The sequence below is a fragment of the Kitasatospora sp. NPDC058218 genome (assembly GCF_042882445.1).
Lineage (GTDB): Bacteria > Actinomycetota > Actinomycetes > Streptomycetales > Streptomycetaceae > Kitasatospora.
This window is the reverse complement of sequence record NZ_JBHVWC010000003.1, coordinates 86,997-103,357: the sequence shown is the minus strand read 5'-3', so window position 1 is coordinate 103,357 and position 16,361 is coordinate 86,997. Positions and strand designations below refer to the sequence as shown.

15 protein-coding genes are annotated in these 16,361 nt (G+C 73.6%); 9 read left to right on the top strand and 6 right to left on the bottom strand.

What is annotated here, in order from left to right:
* Window positions 1-55: 55 nt before the first annotated feature.
* On the bottom strand, window positions 56-730 hold the full coding sequence (locus tag ACFVYI_RS02570) for a Crp/Fnr family transcriptional regulator (protein ID WP_030240972.1): 675 nt from the start codon (window positions 728-730) through the stop codon (window positions 56-58).
* Between the two features lie 473 nt (window positions 731-1,203).
* Here ACFVYI_RS02570 and ACFVYI_RS02565 point away from each other — a divergent pair, with 473 nt between their 5' ends.
* Complete coding sequence (locus tag ACFVYI_RS02565) at window positions 1,204-2,061, top strand: isocitrate lyase/phosphoenolpyruvate mutase family protein (protein ID WP_387880719.1); 858 nt, start codon at window positions 1,204-1,206, stop codon at window positions 2,059-2,061.
* A 60-nt stretch (window positions 2,062-2,121) separates the two neighbouring features.
* On the opposite strand, the gene ACFVYI_RS02560 is transcribed toward ACFVYI_RS02565, so the two are convergent.
* Entirely contained in the window at window positions 2,122-2,787 is a 666-nt protein-coding gene (locus ACFVYI_RS02560; RefSeq protein ID WP_387880716.1) for a TetR/AcrR family transcriptional regulator, read from the bottom strand.
* 89 nt (window positions 2,788-2,876) lie between these two features.
* On the opposite strand from ACFVYI_RS02560, the gene ACFVYI_RS02555 reads away from it, so the two are divergent.
* The 6 genes from ACFVYI_RS02555 (at window position 2,877) to ACFVYI_RS02530 (ending at window position 9,083) form a co-directional block, all read left to right on the top strand.
* Entirely contained in the window at window positions 2,877-3,818 is a 942-nt protein-coding gene (locus ACFVYI_RS02555; RefSeq protein WP_387880713.1) for a beta-ketoacyl-ACP synthase III, read from the top strand.
* 138 nt (window positions 3,819-3,956) lie between these two features.
* Entirely contained in the window at window positions 3,957-5,330 is a 1,374-nt protein-coding gene (locus ACFVYI_RS02550; RefSeq protein WP_387880710.1) for an MFS transporter, read from the top strand.
* A 40-nt stretch (window positions 5,331-5,370) separates the two neighbouring features.
* Window positions 5,371-6,243, top strand: coding sequence for an endonuclease III (nth, locus tag ACFVYI_RS02545; protein WP_387880707.1), 873 nt, complete (start codon window positions 5,371-5,373; stop codon window positions 6,241-6,243).
* On the top strand, window positions 6,240-7,016 hold the full coding sequence (locus tag ACFVYI_RS02540; protein WP_387880704.1) for an NUDIX hydrolase: 777 nt from the start codon (window positions 6,240-6,242) through the stop codon (window positions 7,014-7,016). The genes nth and ACFVYI_RS02540 overlap by 4 nt, the downstream gene beginning before the upstream one ends.
* A 46-nt stretch (window positions 7,017-7,062) precedes the next feature.
* Window positions 7,063-8,247 carry a MarP family serine protease gene (locus tag ACFVYI_RS02535; protein ID WP_387880702.1) on the top strand — a complete coding sequence of 395 codons (1,185 nt, stop codon included), beginning with the start codon at window positions 7,063-7,065 and terminating at the stop codon, window positions 8,245-8,247.
* Window positions 8,248-8,381: 134 nt separating this feature from the next.
* Window positions 8,382-9,083 (top strand): metal-dependent hydrolase, encoded by a 702-nt coding sequence (locus ACFVYI_RS02530; protein WP_387880700.1) that lies wholly within the window; start codon window positions 8,382-8,384, stop codon window positions 9,081-9,083.
* A 102-nt stretch (window positions 9,084-9,185) separates the two neighbouring features.
* Here the strand turns inward: ACFVYI_RS02530 and ACFVYI_RS02525 are convergent, their stop codons facing one another.
* The 4 genes from ACFVYI_RS02525 to nhaA form a co-directional block, all read right to left on the bottom strand.
* Window positions 9,186-9,395: a hypothetical protein gene (locus ACFVYI_RS02525; RefSeq protein ID WP_387880698.1), complete on the bottom strand. Its 210-nt coding sequence runs from the start codon at window positions 9,393-9,395 to the stop codon at window positions 9,186-9,188.
* Window positions 9,396-9,526: 131 nt separating this feature from the next.
* A complete protein-coding gene (locus ACFVYI_RS02520) occupies window positions 9,527-10,594 on the bottom strand; it encodes an alpha/beta fold hydrolase (protein WP_387880695.1) in 1,068 nt (355 codons plus the stop codon).
* 257 nt (window positions 10,595-10,851) lie between these two features.
* Complete coding sequence (locus tag ACFVYI_RS02515; RefSeq protein ID WP_387880692.1) at window positions 10,852-11,328, bottom strand: phage holin family protein; 477 nt, start codon at window positions 11,326-11,328, stop codon at window positions 10,852-10,854.
* Between the two features lie 282 nt (window positions 11,329-11,610).
* Window positions 11,611-13,011: a Na+/H+ antiporter NhaA gene (gene nhaA, locus ACFVYI_RS02510; protein WP_387880689.1), complete on the bottom strand. Its 1,401-nt coding sequence runs from the start codon at window positions 13,009-13,011 to the stop codon at window positions 11,611-11,613.
* 536 nt (window positions 13,012-13,547) lie between these two features.
* Between nhaA and ACFVYI_RS02505 the strand changes: the two genes are divergently transcribed.
* Together ACFVYI_RS02505 and ACFVYI_RS02500 are read left to right on the top strand one after the other, a co-directional pair.
* The gene (locus ACFVYI_RS02505) at window positions 13,548-14,798 is read left to right on the top strand and encodes an IS110 family transposase (RefSeq protein ID WP_387881009.1); all 1,251 of its coding nucleotides are present in this window, start codon (window positions 13,548-13,550) and stop codon (window positions 14,796-14,798) included.
* Between the two features lie 68 nt (window positions 14,799-14,866).
* Window positions 14,867-16,174 (top strand): serine hydrolase domain-containing protein, encoded by a 1,308-nt coding sequence (locus tag ACFVYI_RS02500; protein WP_387880687.1) that lies wholly within the window; start codon window positions 14,867-14,869, stop codon window positions 16,172-16,174.
* The last annotated feature ends 187 nt before the right edge of the window (window positions 16,175-16,361 follow it).

Below are 16,361 nucleotides of genomic sequence, written 5' to 3'. Positions count from 1 at the left end.
ACGGGCCCTCGTCGTCGGATCGGCGCGGTCGGCGCGAGTGCTCCGGCCGGCCGGGTCAGCGCGAGCGGCGGGAGAGCCGCTCGACGTCCATCAGGACCACGGCGCGGGCCTCCAGCTTCAGCCAGCCGCGGCCGGCGAAGTCGGCGAGCGCCTTGTTGACCGTCTCGCGGGAGGCGCCGACCAACTGGGCCAGCTCCTCCTGGGTGAGGTCGTGGGCGACGTGGATGCCCTCCTCGGACTGCACGCCGAAGCGGCGCGAGAGGTCCAGCAGGGCCTTGGCGACGCGCCCGGGCACGTCGGAGAAGACCAGGTCGGACATCACGTCGTTGGTCCGGCGCAGCCGGCGGGCGATGGCGCGCAGCAGCGCGATCGAGACCTCGGGGCGGGCGTGCAGCCAGGGCTGGAGGTCACCGTGGCCGAGGCCCAGCAGCTTGACCTCGGTCAGCGCGCTCGCGGTGGCGGTGCGCGGGCCCGGGTCGAACAGCGACAGCTCGCCGATCATCTCGCTGGGGCCGAGGACGGCGAGCATGTTCTCGCGGCCGTCCGGCGAGGCGCGGTGCAGCTTGACCTTGCCCTCGGCGACGACGTACAGCCGGTCGCCCGGGTCGCCCTCGTGGAACAGCGACTCACCGCGGGCGAGGGTGACCTCGGTCATGGAAGCGCGCAGCTCGCCGGCCTGTTCGTCGTCGAGTGCCGCGAAGAGTGCGGCGCGCCGCAGAACGTCGTCCACGTGCTTCCTCCTTCTCGGCCGTCCGGCGATCAAGCCGGTCGGCGCAAGTTCCGTACAGTGCTCTGCATCACCAAGCATGGCGCATGTCGCTCCGATCATATGAGGAGGGGGTGCGCCGAGGTGTGCTGCGCGGGGCCATTCGTACCGCCGGATCGGTCGGCGGAGCGCGCGTGCGGGCGTGCGGGGCGGCGTGGGGAGCGGTGGCGGCGGCGTGCGCGGCCGGTGTCGCGGGACCGGCGCGGTGTTCGCAGGTCAGCCCGGTTGTCCGCGGTGCGGGGTCTGACGGCCGGCCGCGTGCGCGCGGTGCCGGGGCCCTCGGGGCGGCCCCGGTGGCGGAGCCCGGTGCGGGCCGGCGCCGTCCACGGTGCGGTCGCCCGCCAGGATTCGGCTGCAGCTTAATCAGTGGAGCGGCGGGGACCGGGACCACAGGATGCAGTCCTGACGATCCGACGGCCCGAAAGCGGTGACCCCGTATGTCCGCCTCCCTGCCCACCGGCACCACCACCCCCGAACTCCGCGAGCGGGCCCTGCGGCTGCGGGCGCTCGTGGCCGACGGGGTGCTCGTCCTGCCGAACGCCTGGGACGCCGGCAGCGCCGCCGTGATCGCCTCCGCCGGAGCCACGGCGATCGCCACCACCAGCGGCGGCGTCTCCTGGTCGCTCGGTCACGGCGACGGCCAGCGGCTCGGCCGGGCGGACATGGTCGAGGCCGCCCGCCGGATCACCGCCGCGGTCGAGCTGCCGGTCACCGTGGACGCCGAGGGCGGTTACGGGCCGGCGCCCGCCGATGTCGCCGACACCGTCCGGGCGCTGGTCGGTGCCGGCGCGGCCGGAGTCAACCTGGAGGACTCGACGGCGGCCGGCGGCCCGCTCCTCCCGGTGGCCGAGCAGGCCGCGCGGCTGCGCGCCGCCCGGGAGGCGGCCGCCGGGGCGGGCCTGCCGGAGCTGGTGGTCAACGCGCGGACGGACGTCTTCCTGTTCGGGATCGGGCCGAGCGAAGGCCGGCTCGACGACGTGCTGGCCCGCGCGGAGGCGTACGCGCAGGCCGGTGCGGACGGCCTCTTCGTCCCCGGCCTGCTGGACCTCGACGTACTGGCCCGGCTCTGTGCCGCGTCCCCGCTGCCGGTGAACGCGATGGCGGGGCCGGGCGGGCCGACGGTCGCCGAACTCGCCGCCGTCGGGGTGCGGCGGATCAGCGTCGGCACCGGGCTGGCCCAGGCCGCGTACACCGCCGCCCACCGGGCCGCCGCCGAACTGCTCGGCGCGGGCACCCTGGCGGAGCTGGACGGCGCGCTGGGTTACGGCGACCTGGACGCGCTGTACCGGCGCTGACCGGGGAGAGAGCCCACCGGCACGCACAGGGGAGGTGCCGGTGGCCGGGACCGGTCGACGTCAGTGGTCGTCCGGCTCCGGTAGCGGGGCCAGCTCGGGCCGCCCGTCGAGTGCGGCGGGCAGCCCGAGCAGGCGTCGCATCGCCCGCCGGGTGCGGGCGGGCGCGGCCGCGTCGCGGTAGAGCCGCCGGGCGTGGTTGAGCGCCAGTACCTGACCGGTCAGTTCGAAGACCACCTGCTCGGCGTCCGGGTCGTCCGGCATCTGTCCGGCGGCGATCGCCAGCTCCGCCTGCTGCCGCAGCTCGCGCTGCCAGACGGCGTTCTTGGCGGCCACCGCCGACCGGACCGGCCCGCTCTCCCGGTCGTCGAACTCGGAGGTCACGGCGGTGAAGAAGCACCCGCCGGGCAGCAGGTCGCGCTCCAGGTAGGAGACCCAGGCCTCGCACTGCGCGAGCAGCCGGGGCAGCCCGGGCTCCGCGCCGGCGGCCGTCGCGCGCCGCACCACCTCGCGGACGAACAGGGCGACCGCCTCGTCGACCACGGCGAGTTGCAGGGTCTCCTTGGTGCCGAAGTGACCGAGGACGCCGGACTTGCTCATCGACAGGTCGGTGGCGAGCCGGCCGATGGTCAGCCCCTCCAGGCCTTCGACCGAGGAGAGGTCCAGGCCCCGGCGCAGGATCGCGGTGCGGGTCCGGCGGGCGTCGGCGACGGATCTTCTCGGGCTCACCACGCCAGTGTAGCCAGCGTGGACCCTTTAGCGTCCGACCGTTCGGACGCTATAGTCCCGGCGTGACATCCCCGTACGGAGGAGCAGACATGTCGGGATCCCGGATCGCGGCCCTGGGCCACCACCAGCCCGCCAGGGTCCTCACCAACGACGACCTCGCCCGGCTGGTCGACACCAGCGACGACTGGATCCGGCAGCGCACCGGCATCGTCACCCGGCGCATCGCCGACACGGAGTCCGTGACCGACCTCGCCGCCGCTGCCGCCGGCAAGGCGCTCGCCTCGGCCGGCCTGGCCCCGGAGGAGATCGACATGGTGGTGGTCGCCACCTGCTCGGCGATGGACCGCTGCCCGAGCATCGCCACCCAGGTCGCCGGCCGACTGGGCATCCCCTCGGCCGTCGGCTTCGACGTCAACAACGGCTGCGCGGGCTTCTGCACGGCGCTGGCCACCGCCGACCACGCCGTCCGGGCCGGGGCCGCCCGGCACGCACTGGTGATCGGCGCCGAACGGATGAGCGACGTCACCGACTGGACCGACCGGTCCAGCTGCGTCCTGCTCGGCGACGGCGCGGGCGCGGCCGTCCTCAGCCACGACCCGACCGGCCGGGGTGTCGGACCGGTCGTCTGGGGTTCCGACCCGACCCGGGGCCACGCCGTCCGGCTCGACGACGGCTGGCAGCCGAAGTTCCGTCAGGAGGGCCAGACCGTCTACCGCTGGGCCACCACCGCGCTGGCCCCGATCGCCGAGGAGGCCTGCCGGCGGGCCGGGATCACCCCCGCGGACCTCGGTGCGGTGGTCACCCACCAGGCCAACCTGCGGATCATCGAGGCGGTGGTGGACCGGCTCGGCGCGACCGGCGCGGTGGTCGCCCGCGACGTCGTCGAGTCCGGCAACACCTCGGCCGCCTCCGTCCCGCTCGCGCTGGCCAAGCTGGTGGAGCGCGGCGAGGTGCCCGGCGGCGCCCCCACGCTGCTGCTCGGCTTCGGCGGCGGCCTCTCGTGGGCCGGCCAGGTCGTCATCTGCCCCTGACCCGCCGTCGCGGGGGCGGTGCGGCCCGGTCGTGGGCACCGGTGTTGCCGCAGCTCGGCGGGCCCGGCCACCGGGCGGAGCGGAGCAGGCCGATATTGGATCTTACCGGCGGGCCGATTCCCCCCTACGGTCCGTCATATGACCTCGACGGCAACCTCCCGGACTTCGGCCGGCACCCGCCCCAGGCTGGTCACCCGGCCGCTGCTGCTGCGCTTCGTGTCGATCCTCGGCGCCTCGACCGGCTTCAACCTGCTGCTCGCGGTCGTCCCGCTCTACGCCGAGGAGTCCACCGGCGGCGGCAACGCGGCCGGGCTCGCCACCGGTGCGCTGATGCTGACGACCGTGCTGGGCGAACTGGCCACACCCCGGTTGGTGGTCCGCTTCGGCTACCGGGCGCTACTGGCGGTGGGACTGTTCCTGCTCGGCGCGCCCGCGTTGGTGCTGACCGCCTTCGACGGCAGCGCCGTCTGGATCACGACGGTCTGCCTGGTGCGCGGACTGGGCTTCGCCTTCACCATCGTCGCGGGCGGTGCGCTGACCGCGGCGCTGATCCCGGCCGAGCGGCGCGGCGAAGGGCTGGCGCTGGTCGGAGTGGTCTCGGGCGCGCCCTCGCTGCTGGGCCTGCCGCTGGGCGTGTGGTTGGCGGCCCACCTGGGCTACACGACGGTGGCCGTGACCGCCGGGGTGGTGGCGCTGGCCGCGATCGCCGCCGTACCGGGCCTGCCCGATCGCGAGGCGTCCACCGAGCCGTCGGTGGGCGTGGTGGAGGGCTTCCGCTCGGCCGGGCTCCGGCGTCCCACGGTGGTCTTCGCGGCCACCGCGCTGGCGGCCGGAATCATCGTGACCTTCCTGCCGCTGGCCCTCCCGGCCGGGTCCGCGGGCCTCGCCGCGGTGGCCCTGTTCGTCCAGCCGGCCGCGTCCACGGCGGCCCGCTGGGCGGCGGGCCGGTACGGCGACCGGCACGGCTCGGACCGGCTCGTCCTCCCCGGACTGCTGCTCAGCGCCGCGGGCACGCTGCTGATCGCGCTGACCGGCAGCCCGGCCGCCGTGGTCGCCGGTGCGGCGGTGTTCGGCCTCGGCTTCGGCATCGCCCAGAACGCCACCCTGACCATGATGTACGCGAGGGTCTCCGGGGCCGGCTACGGAGCCGTCACCGCGTTGTGGAACGTCGCCTACGACGCGGGCATGGGCGTCGGCGCAGTGGCCTTCGGCGTGCTGGCCGGCCCGTTGGGCTACCCGCAGGCCTTCGCCCTCACGGCCGTGGTGATGCTCGGCGCCCTCGCCCCCGCCCGCCGCGACCGCCGGGCCGCGGCGTCCGTACTGCCCGGGTCGTCCGCATCATCTGCATCACCCGTGTCATCCGTGTCGCCCGTACTGCCCGAGACGTCCGCACCGCCCGTAGCCTCCGCGGCGGCGGCGGCGGCGGCGGCGGACCGGGCCGGACCGGCCGCCCGGCCCGAGCCGTCCGGCGCGTGCCCCCCGAACCACCTGCCGCCCTGCGCCGATGGCTGATCGCCCACGAGGCCAGGGCTGTTCGGCGTAGCCTTCGTGCATGGCAGAGAGCAAGGTCCGGAAGGCCGCAGCCAAGCCGGCGGTGAAGGTGGCTGCGAAGCCGAGGAAGCCGGAGTCGCACCTGGCGATGGTGCGGCGGGCCCGGAGGATCAACCGGGAGCTGGCGGAGTTGTACCCGTACGCGCATCCCGAGCTGGACTTCGACAATCCGTTCGAGCTGCTGGTGGCCACCGTGCTGTCGGCGCAGACGACGGACCTGCGGGTGAACCAGACGACGCCGGCGCTGTTCGCGAAGTACCCGACGCCGGAGGACATGGCGGCGGCGGTGCCGGAGGAGCTGGAGGAGATCATCCGGCCGACCGGGTTCTTCCGGAACAAGGCGAAGTCGCTGATCGGGCTCTCGATCGCGCTGCGGGACGAGTTCGGCGGCGAGGTCCCGGGACGGCTGGCCGACCTGGTCACCCTCCCCGGCGTCGGGCGCAAGACCGCGAACGTGGTCCTCGGCAACGCGTTCGGGGTGCCCGGGATCACCGTGGACACCCACTTCGGCCGGCTGGCCCGGCGCTTCGGGTGGACGGCCGAGGAGGACCCGGTCAAGGTCGAGGCGGCCGTCGCGGAGATCTTCCCCAAGTCGGAGTGGACGATGCTCTCGCACCGGGTGGTCTTCCACGGCCGCCGGATCTGCCACTCGCAGAAGCCGGCCTGCGGGGCCTGCCCGATCGCGCCGCTCTGCCCCTCCTACGGGGAGGGCGAGACGGACCCGGAGAAGGCGAAGAAGCTGCTCAAGTACGAGATGGGCGGGCACCCCGGCCAGCGGCTGCGCCCGCCCGCCGACTTCCCGGGCGAGGCGGCGGCACGGGCCGACGCCGCCGCCCACCGGGGCGAGGTCGCGGACCTGGCGGTGGCCGAGTGACGGCGCACCGTCCCGAGCGGGGACACGAGCAGCGACCGGGGCCGGGCGGGCGGATCGAGCGGGACGGCCTGCCGCCGTGGCTGGAGCCGGTCCGGGACGCCGCCGAGCGCGTGCTGCCCGAACAGCTGAGCCGCTTCCTGCCACCGGCCGAGGGCGGACGCGCCGCGGCCGTCCTGATGCTCTTCGGCGAGGGCGGGACCGGCCCGGACCTGCTGCTGATCGAACGGGCCCGCTCCCTGCGCTCGCACGCCGGCCAGCCGTCCTTCCCCGGGGGCGCGCTGGACCCGGAGGACGGCGACCCCGACGGACCGGGTCCGATCGCGGCGGCGCTGCGCGAGGCCTGGGAGGAGACCGGCCTGGACCCGTCCGGGGTGCAGGTCTTCGCCGCCCTGCCCGCCCTCTACATCCCGGTCAGCCGCTTCGTGGTGACCCCGGTGCTCGGCTGGTGGCGCGAGGAGTCACCGGTCCGCCCGGTGGACGCGGGCGAGACCGGCGCGGTGTTCCGGGTGCCGATCGCCGAACTGACCGACCCGGCCAACCGGGCCCGGCTGCGCCACCCGTCCGGCCATCTCGGACCGGCCTTCGCGGTCGGCGGCCGGCTGGTCTGGGGCTTCACCGCCGGGGTGATCGACCGGGTGCTGCACCACAGCGGCCTGGAGCTGCCCTGGGACCCGGCCCGGATCGTCGACCTCTCGGACGAGGCGCTGGCGCTGGTCCAGGGCGACCGCGACCGCTCCCGTGCGCTGCTGGGCGGCGACGCCAGGACCACGTGAACGCCCGCCTGTGTGGCCCCGGCGCCCGCCGTGGGAGGGTGTCGGGGTGAACGTCCTGGATCTGCTGCTGATCGCCGCCGCCGTGGGATTCGCCGTGTCGGGCTACCGGCAGGGCTTCGTGGTCGGCGTGCTGTCGGTCCTCGGCTTCCTCGGCGGGGGCCTGCTCGCCGTCCAGCTGCTGCCGCTGCTGCTCGACCACCTCAGCCCCGGTACCACCGCCTCGGTGGTGGCCGTCGTGGTGGTCATCGTGCTGGCGGCGATCGGCCAGGCGGTCACCACCCACTTCGGCTGGAAGCTGCGCGGCCACATCGACCGCCGCCCGGCGAAGGCGCTGGACGCCGCCGGCGGCGCTGTCGTCAACGTGATCTCGATGCTGCTGGTGGCCTGGCTGATCGGCTCGGCGCTCGCCGGAACGTCCCTGCCCACCGTCTCCAAGCAGGTCCGCACCTCGGCGATCCTTGGCGGCGTCCAGGACACGCTCCCCTCCGACGCGCCGAACTGGTTCTCCGACTTCTCCAAGGTGCTCGCCCGCAACGGCTTCCCGCAGGTGTTCAACCCCTTCGAGCACGAGCCGATCACCCAGGTCGACACCCCCGATCCGGCGCTGGCCGCCAGCCCGGCCGTGGCCAAGGCGAAGCAGAGCCTGGTCAAGGTGGTCGGCACCGCCACCTCCTGCAGCAAGACCCTGGAGGGCAGCGGCTTCGTCTTCGCCCCGCACCGGGTGATGACCAACGCCCACGTGGTCGGCGGCGTCGACGAGCCCACCGTGCAGATCGGCGGCGTCGGTCAGCTCTACGACGCGACCGTGGTCAGCTACGACTGGCAGCGGGACATCGCGGTCCTGGACGTGCCCAAGCTGAACGCCCCCGCGCTCTCCTTCGCGGGCGAGGCGAAGACCAACGACAACGCGATCGTGGCCGGCTTCCCGGAGAACGGCGCCTTCAACGTCCAACCGGCCCGTATCCGCGGCCGGATCCAGGCCAACGGCCCGGACATCTACCACCGCGGCCAGGTCGTCCGCGACGTCTACTCGGTGCGCTCGCTGGTCCGCCAGGGCAACAGCGGTGGCCCGCTGCTCACCCCGGACGGCCAGGTCTACGGGGTGGTCTTCGCCAAGTCGCTGGACAGCGCGGACACCGGGTACGTGCTGACCGCCGCCGAGGTGCGCGAGGACGCCGAGAAGGGCAGCACCGCGACGACCCGGGTGGACACCCAGGGCTGCGCGCTCTGACGCGGCCGGCCACCGGCGGTGCGGCCGATGTCCGCCGCACCGGCGGCCCCGGCTGGTAGCGTCGGCCGCGCTCACCCGTTCGGCTCAATCGGGCGCCGTCCGGGCGTGGGCCGAGCGGAGGTCGGCGGCGTCCGATGATGGGTCACTCGCACGCGGTCAGCGGGGCCATGCTGTACGCGGCCTCGGCGCCGTTCCTGCCGCCGTTGCTGCTCGACACCACCCTGCAGCCGGCGGACATCCTGATGGGCACGGTGCTGTGCGCCGGCGCCGCCCTGCTGCCGGACCTCGACCACCACGACGGGACGATCGCCAACTTCCTCGGCCCGATCTCCAAGGTGCTCTGCCGCCTCGTGGCCTGGATCTCCGGGGGACACCGGCACGCCACCCACTCGCTGCTGTTCGTCGCGCTGATGGGTGGCGGCACCTGGGCCGGCGTCACCTTCCTGGGCCGGAACTTCACCCTCGCGATGACGTTCTTCCTCCTGGCGCTCGCGATCCGCGCCCTGCGGCTGCACCCGCCGGGCGACGGCCCCACGATGTGGATCACCATCATCGGACTCGCCGCGCTGGGCACCGCCGGGATGAACACCTGGATGCCGAACGCTCCCGGCTGGCTGCCGTACGCGGTGGCGCTGGGCACGCTGGCGCACCTGCTGGGCGACTGTCTGACCAAGAAGGGCGCGCCGCTGCTCTGGCCGCACAAGGAGCGCTACGAGGTCGTCCTGATCAAGCGCAGTGGCAACAGCGTCGAGACCAAGGTGCTGGTGCCGATCATGTCGGTGGCGACCTTCGTGCTGCTCTGGTTCACCGCGCTGTCACCCACGGTGGTGAACTGATCTGATCCGGGTGCGCTGAGCACTGGGTCGGGCTGATCGCCGGTCCGGACTGAGCGCCGGGGCCGTGCCGTGCTGAGCGCCGTGCTGCCCCGGCGTGCGCCCTCAGGTCTCGCGCCGCAGGCGCGCGCCCACCCAGCGGGCGCGGCGGCCGAGAATGCGCGGGATGCCGAGCTGCCGCTGTGCCGTGCTCCGGCGGTGGTCCGTGCCGTCGTGACCCAGGTCGTCCGCCCAGTCGGGGCGGTGGCCGGACCTCTGCGAGCTGTTGTGGCGTCGGCCGCGCGGGGCGCTGCCGTGATCGGGCATCCAGGTCATACCGCAATGGATGCCCCTGGGCCGGCCGGAGTAACCGCCCAGGGGGTCGTCATCTTGGCCTATGCGTTTGTCATATGAGCGCAATATAAAGGGAGTTGAGTTCCGCTTCCGTTCCCGGAATGTGGAGGCGCTCAGTCCTTGTGGCGGCCGATCCAGTCCAGCAGCTCGGCGGTGAACTGCTCCGGCGCCTCCTCGTGCGGGAAGTGCCCGACCCCGGGCAGCAGCCGCCAGCGGTACGGCGCGGCCACGTACTCGCCGCCACCCAGCGCGGTGTGCGACAGCAGGACCGGGTCGGCGGCGCCCTGGACGTGCAGGGTGGGCGCGGTGATCGGCTTCTTCATCCGGCGGGCGAACTGGATGCCGTCCGGGCGGGCCATCGAGCGCAGCAGCCAGCGGTACGGCTCGATCGAGCAGTGCGCGGTGCTGGGGATCTGGATCGCCTGCCGGTACGCGGCCACCGCCGTCCGGTCCAGCTGCGCGGGGCCGGTCCAGGCGTCCAGGTAGCGGCCGATCAGCGCGGCGTCGTCGGCCACCAGGCGGCGTTCCGGTATCCACGGCCGCTGGAAGCCCAGCACGTGCTCGAAGGCGGCCATCTGGCGGCGGTCCGTCAGCAGTGCCCGGCGGAGGTCCCGGGGGTGCGCCGCGGAGACCACGGTGAGGCTCTGGATCACCGACGGCCGCATCACCGCCGCCACCCAGGACAGCGTGCCGCCCGAGGCGTGGCCCACCAGGTGCGCCCGGCGCTCGCCGAGCGAACGGATCACCCCGGTGATGTCCAGTGCGAGGTTGCCCGGATCGTATCCGCGCGGGGTGCGGTCGCTGCCGCCGATGCCCCGCAGGTCGAGCGCGACGGCCCGGTAGCCGGCCTCGGCGAGCGCGGTCAGCTGATGACGCCAGGCCCACCAGTACTCGGGCCAGCCGTGCACCAGGAGGACCAGCGGGCCCTCGCCCAGCTCGGCGATGTGGAACCGGGCGCCGTTGGCCGCGAGGTCCCGGTGTCGCCAGGGGCCGGCCTGCCGGATGTCCCAGGGCGCCGCGGGCGCGGCCTCCGCGGCGGAGCCGCCCCCGCCGTCCGCCGGCCCGGCGGCGGTCTCCCCGGCGGCGTCCCGACCGTGGTCGACGGCGTCCTGACCGACCGTGCGGTCGGGGCCGGAGCTGGCGGACGGCTGCGCGGGCACGGGCTTCTGGTCGAGCGGCATACCGAGAGCGTGTCACATCGGCGCGCCGGGTACGCGCTCGGCACTCGCTCTCGGGGCGTCCGGACCGGACCGGGCGCCCCGGCCACCGGGGCGGGGCCGCCGGGGCGCGGGTGCCCGGGGCGGGAGCGCCGGATCACCGACGTGGCGGTGCGGCCGCGCTGGCTGTCGCCGGGCCGGCCGATCCACCGGCCCGGCCGGACGCGACCGGGGCGTCCGGCGGGTCCGTAGGACCGGGCTGGGGCGTCCCGGCGGCGGGCCTACGGAATGCGGCCGAGGGCCCGGTCGATCTCTTCCTGGGTGGCCGGGCGGGGGCGGGCGTTCTTGAGCACGTCGGCGGTCTTCTGGGCGCCCTCGATGGTGCGGTGGGGCTTCTCGATCCGCTTGAACGAGCGCAGCGCCAGTAGTCCGAGGAGCACCGCCAGCAGCAGGTACGCACCGGCCACGATCAGGAACGACCAGCCGAGCGAGACGCCCAGCGCGTGGATCCCGAACGCCGCCGCGGCGCTCAGCATCGGCACCGCGGCCAGTGCCACCACGCCGGCGACCGCCAGCGACACACCGCCGGAGACACCGCGCTTGACGTCCGCGCGGATCTCCGCCTTCGCGAGCGCGATCTCGTCGTGGACCAGGGCGGACAGGTCCGCGGTGGCCGCCGCGAACAGCTGCCCCACCGAACGCTCGCCCTCGTAGGGCGCCCGGCCGTTGCTGGACGGGTCTGCGGCTCCTGCGGGCATCAGCGGTTCTCCTCTGCGGCTGTGCGGCGTGACGCCGCCGGGCGGTGCTGCTCCCGGGTCGTTCCGGGGGCCGTGTCCGGGGACCGCTCCGGGGGATCGGAGCGGCCGGCGGTGTCTGTGGACTGTCGACAGCTCAGAATCATGCCCCTACCGGTCAGTCGCACACCACTCCGGGGCCCCGCCGGAGGGACGTGTCCCGTTCGCAGGGGTGCGTCGTCAGCGGGGCGTGCCCGTTCGGAGGGTGCGTCATCAGCGGGCCGTGTCCCCTTGGTCGGGGGGACGTCAGCGGGTCGGGCCGGAGCCCGGGTCGGACCCGGCGCCGTCGGTGCCGTTCTCGCCCGCGCGGCGCGCCGCCTCCGCCACTCGGGCCTGCCAGGCCGGATCGTCCTGCTGGTAGACGTCGGGGATGCCGTCGCCGTCGAGGTCGCGGTCCTCCTCCTCGCACAGCTCGCGGTAGTGCCGGTTGCGCAGCTTCAGCAGCACGGTGGCGACCAGCGCGCAGAGCAGCGAGCCCACCAGGACGGCCGCCTTGGAGAGGTCGGCGAGGTCCGCGTCGTCGGGGAACGCCAGCTCGCTGATCAGCAGGGAGACGGTGAAGCCGATGCCGGCGAGGACCGAGACCGCGAACATGTCGGCCCATTTGAGCTGCGGATTCAGCTCGGCGCGGGTGAAGCGGGCGGCCAGCCAGGTGCCGCCGAAGATGCCGACGGTCTTGCCGACCAGCAGGCCGAGGACGATCCCGAGCGGGGTGGCCTGGGTGAACACGTCGGCGAGTGCGGGCCCGGAGATCGTCACTCCGGCCGCGAACAGTGCGAAGACGGGGACGGCCAGCCCGGCCGAGAGCGGTCGGACGAGGTGTTCGATGTGCTCGCCGGGGGAGTACTTCTCGTCGCCCACCCGGTGGCAGCGCAGGATCAGGCCCATCGCGACGCCCGCCACCGTGGCGTGCACGCCGCTCTCGTGCATCAGCGCCCAGATCACGAAGGCGAGCGGTACGAACAGGTACCAGCCGTGCACCCCGCGCCGGTGCAGGAACCAGAACAGCACCAGGCCGGCGAAGGCCAGCCCGAGCGCCCAGAACTTGATGCCCGAGCTGTAGAAGACCGCGATGATCAGGATCGCGATCAGGTCGTCCACCACGGCGAGGGTGAGCAGGAAGGCGCGCAGCGCGGACGGCAGGTGGCTGCCGACCACGGCCAGCACGCCGAGTGCGAAGGCGATGTCGGTCGCGGTCGGGATCGCCCAGCCGCCCGGGTGACCGCCGCTGCCGGAGTTGGCGATCGCGAAGACGATCGCGGGCAGGGCGACACCGCAGATCGCGGCTATGACCGGTAGCAGCGCGGCGCTGGGACTGCGCAGCTCACCCGCCACGAACTCGCGCTTCAGCTCGATGCCGGCCACGAAGAAGAAGATCGTCAGCAGGCCGTCCTTGGCCCAGGCGTCCAGGGTGAGGTCCAGGTGGAGCGGGCCGGACGGCCCGATCGTGTAGTCGAGGACGCTCTCGTACGCGTCCGGCCAGACGTTGGCCCAGATCAGGGCGACCACGGCGGCGATCAGCAGCAGGACGCCACCGACCGTCTCGGTGCGCAGGGCGTCGGCGATGTAGGCCCGCTCGGGGAGGGGCAGTCTGCCGAGGAACTGGCGGCGTCGGGTCGGCTCGTTGACGGGCTGCTGGTCGGCCACGCGGGACCTCCTTGGGCGGGGGAACGGTGTATGGATGCACCTGTGGTGCAGTGCCGACCAGACTTCCCGGCGCGCCCTGTGACGCGACGAACTCCCGGGGGAGATCTTGTCGCGTCTTTGACAGTCTAGCCGGAACGGGAATGCGATATCCGCATTGTCATACTTCAGGACCTAGGCCTCGATGTCCCGTTCTGCCCGCGTGCGTGGCACTCGAATGGAGTCGGCCGCATGCAGACGGGTGAACGCCTCCTTATCGTCGATCGCAGTGCCACCCGTTCGAGTGGCGCGATTCCCTTGTTCCCGCTTCCGCTGTGGAGACACGACGATGCCCAGACCGCCCGTTACCTTTCTCGCGGCCCCGCAATGGGGCTCCCGGCCTCCGGGCCCGGCATGACTCTTCGCCCTAGTCGACCATGATCGAAAAGGTGCTGTCACCGGGTACCGGAGGCATTGGCAGACCGCTGATTAGGGGCACGAGCGCCGATCCCGTTCCTGGGGTGAGGCAGGCTCTTCGTAACGTGGATGCCGGCACGCTGATGCCGCAGGCAAGGCCGGGAAGAGCACGACCACGATGGAGAGTGCGCGTGATCGACACGGGTGACATCGACGTCTACCTGGGCCTGGACGTGGGCAAGGGCGAGCACCATGCCACCGCCCTGACCCCGGCCGGCAAGCGGGTCTTCGACAAGCGGCTGCCCAACACCGAGCCGAAGCTGCGCGAGGTGTTCAGCAAGCTGACGGCCAAGCACGGCACCGTGCTGGTCGTGGTCGACCAGCCGGCCTCGATCGGAGCCCTGCCGCTGGCCGTGGCCCGCGACACGGGCTGCCGCGTCGCCTACCTGCCCGGCCTGACGATGCGACGGATCGCCGACCTCTACCCGGGCGAGGCCAAGACCGACGCACGGGATGCGGCGATCATCGCGGACGCCGCCCGGACCATGCCGCACACCCTGCGCGACCTGGCGCCCTGCGACGAGACGGTCGCCGAGCTGGAGATGATCGTCGGGTTCGACGACGACCTCGCCGCCGAGTCCACACGGATCAAGAACCGGCTGCGTGGTCTGCTCACCCAGATCCACCCCTCGCTGGAGCGGGTCATCGGTCCGAGACTTGACCATCCAGCCGTCCTGACGCTGCTCGAACGGCACGGCTCACCCGCCCAATTGAGGAAGGCGGGCCGACGCCGCATGGTCACCCTCCTGCGGCCCAAGGCCCCGCGGCTGGCCGGGCGCCTGGTCGAGGACATCTTCGACGCCCTCGACGAGCAGAGCGTCGTCGTGCCCGGCACCGAGGCCGCCTCGCTGATCGTCCCCAGCCTCGCCGGCTCACTCAGCTCCGTCCTCGACCAGCGCAAGCTCCTCGCCGCCCGCATCGAGGAACTGCTGGAGGCCCACCCTCTTTCCCAGGTCCTGACCTCCATGCCCGGCATCGGGGTCAGGACCGGAGCCCGCATCCTCATCGACGTCGGCGACGCCAGCAGCTTCCCCACCGCCGGCCACCTGGCCGCCTACGCCGGACTAGCACCGGTGACCAGGAGCTCAGGCTCCTCCATACACGGCGAGCACCCCTCCCGCCGAGGTAACAAGCAGCTCAAGCGAGCCTTCTACCTCGCCGCGTTCGCGTCACTGTCCCAACCCGAGTCACGCGCCTACTACGACAAGGAGCGACGACAGGGAAAGCACCACGTCGCCGCCCTCGTCTGCCTCGCCCGCCGACGCATTGACGTGCTCTTCGCAATGCTCCGAGACGGCACCTTCTACGAACCCCCGATCGCTACCGCGGCTTGACGAAAACCATAGGGGCACCTTTTATCGCCCCTGTCGTTCGGCCGGCCGCTCCGGTGGAGCGCGGACCGGTGAACGGCTCGACGCACGCCCCCGTCGCCGCCGCCGTCGCCGCTGATCCGGCCACCGAGCCCGGGCCCGAACTCGACCGCCTGCTCCGCCCGCTGTTCCGTGCCGCCGCCCCGGGCGGTGGCGTCGCCGTCGTGGTGATCCGCGGTGACGAACGGACCGTGGCCTGCCGTGGGCACTCCGATCGCTCCAGCGAGCGTCCCGTCCGCGCCGACACCAGGTTCGAGCTCGGCTCCGTCACCAAGACCTTCACCGGGCTGCTGCTCGCCGAGATGGCCGCCCGCGGCGAGGTCGGCTACGACGATCCGATCGACCGCTACCTGCCCGCCGACGCGGCCCCCGGCTACCCGCACGAGCGGCCGATCACGTTGCTCCACCTGGCCACCCACACCTCGGGTCTGCCCAGGCTGCCGGTCGGACTGCTACCGGCGATGGCCCCCAGGTGGTTCACCAGTCCGTACGCCACGTTCGGCCCGGCCCACCTGCTCAGGGCACTGCCCCGCACCCCGGTCCGCGGGACCCCGGGCGCGCAGGTGCGCTACTCGAACCTCGGCTGCGGGCTGCTCGGCCTGCTGCTGGCCAATGCGGCCGGGCAGCGCTACGACGACCTGCTGGAGGCCAGGGTCTGCGGGCCGCTCGGCCTGGTGGACACCTCCTGCGGCCCCGGCCGCGAGGACGCCGCCGGTTACCGGCGCGGCCGGCGCGTCCCGTCCTTCCGCCTGCCCGCGCTGCCCGGCGCCGCCGCGCTGCGCTCCACGGCCGATGACATGCTCCGCTACCTGCAGGCGCATCTGGCGCTGGACGCCGTCCCGTTGCCCGAACGGGCCGACGCGGCGGCGTTGCGGACGGCGTTGGGCGAGGTCCGGCGACCGCGGGCCGGCCGACGGCGTGGCGGAACACGGATCTGCCTGGGGTGGAACCACCGCTCGGTCCCGGCGGTTGCGGAGGAGAACCGGCCGGCTGTCGAACCGGCCGGCGAATCGGCGGACCACCCGGCGACCGGCCCGCTAGGCGCCGCCGTGCGTGGTGGCACGGCTGACGGCAGGAATGGTGGCGGCAGGAATGGTGACGGCGCGGATGGTGGCTCAGGTGGTGGCGGCACAGGTGGTGGAGCGGGCCGGGAGTTCGAGGTCGTCTACCACGCCGGATCCACCCGCGGCTTCACCACCTTCGTCGGGTTCAGCCCGCGCGCGCAGGTGGGGCTGGCGGTGATGGCCGGCACGCTGCCGCTGCGCAGTCGGGGCTTCGTCCAGAACGCCTACGACACCCTGCGCACGCTGATCGCCGAGCGCCGGGCGCCGGAGGACTGAACCGCCTCGCCGGAAGCGCGGTCGATGCCGCCTCACGGGAGGGGGAGGGGGAGGGGGCGGCGGGCGGGGACAGCGGTGGCCCCCGCCGGGCCCCCCCCCCCCGGCCCCCCCCCCCGACACACGCAGGAACCCCACCCAACCCCCCCCCGGGGGCAGGGACAAGAAAAAACAAAAAAACAAAAAAAAC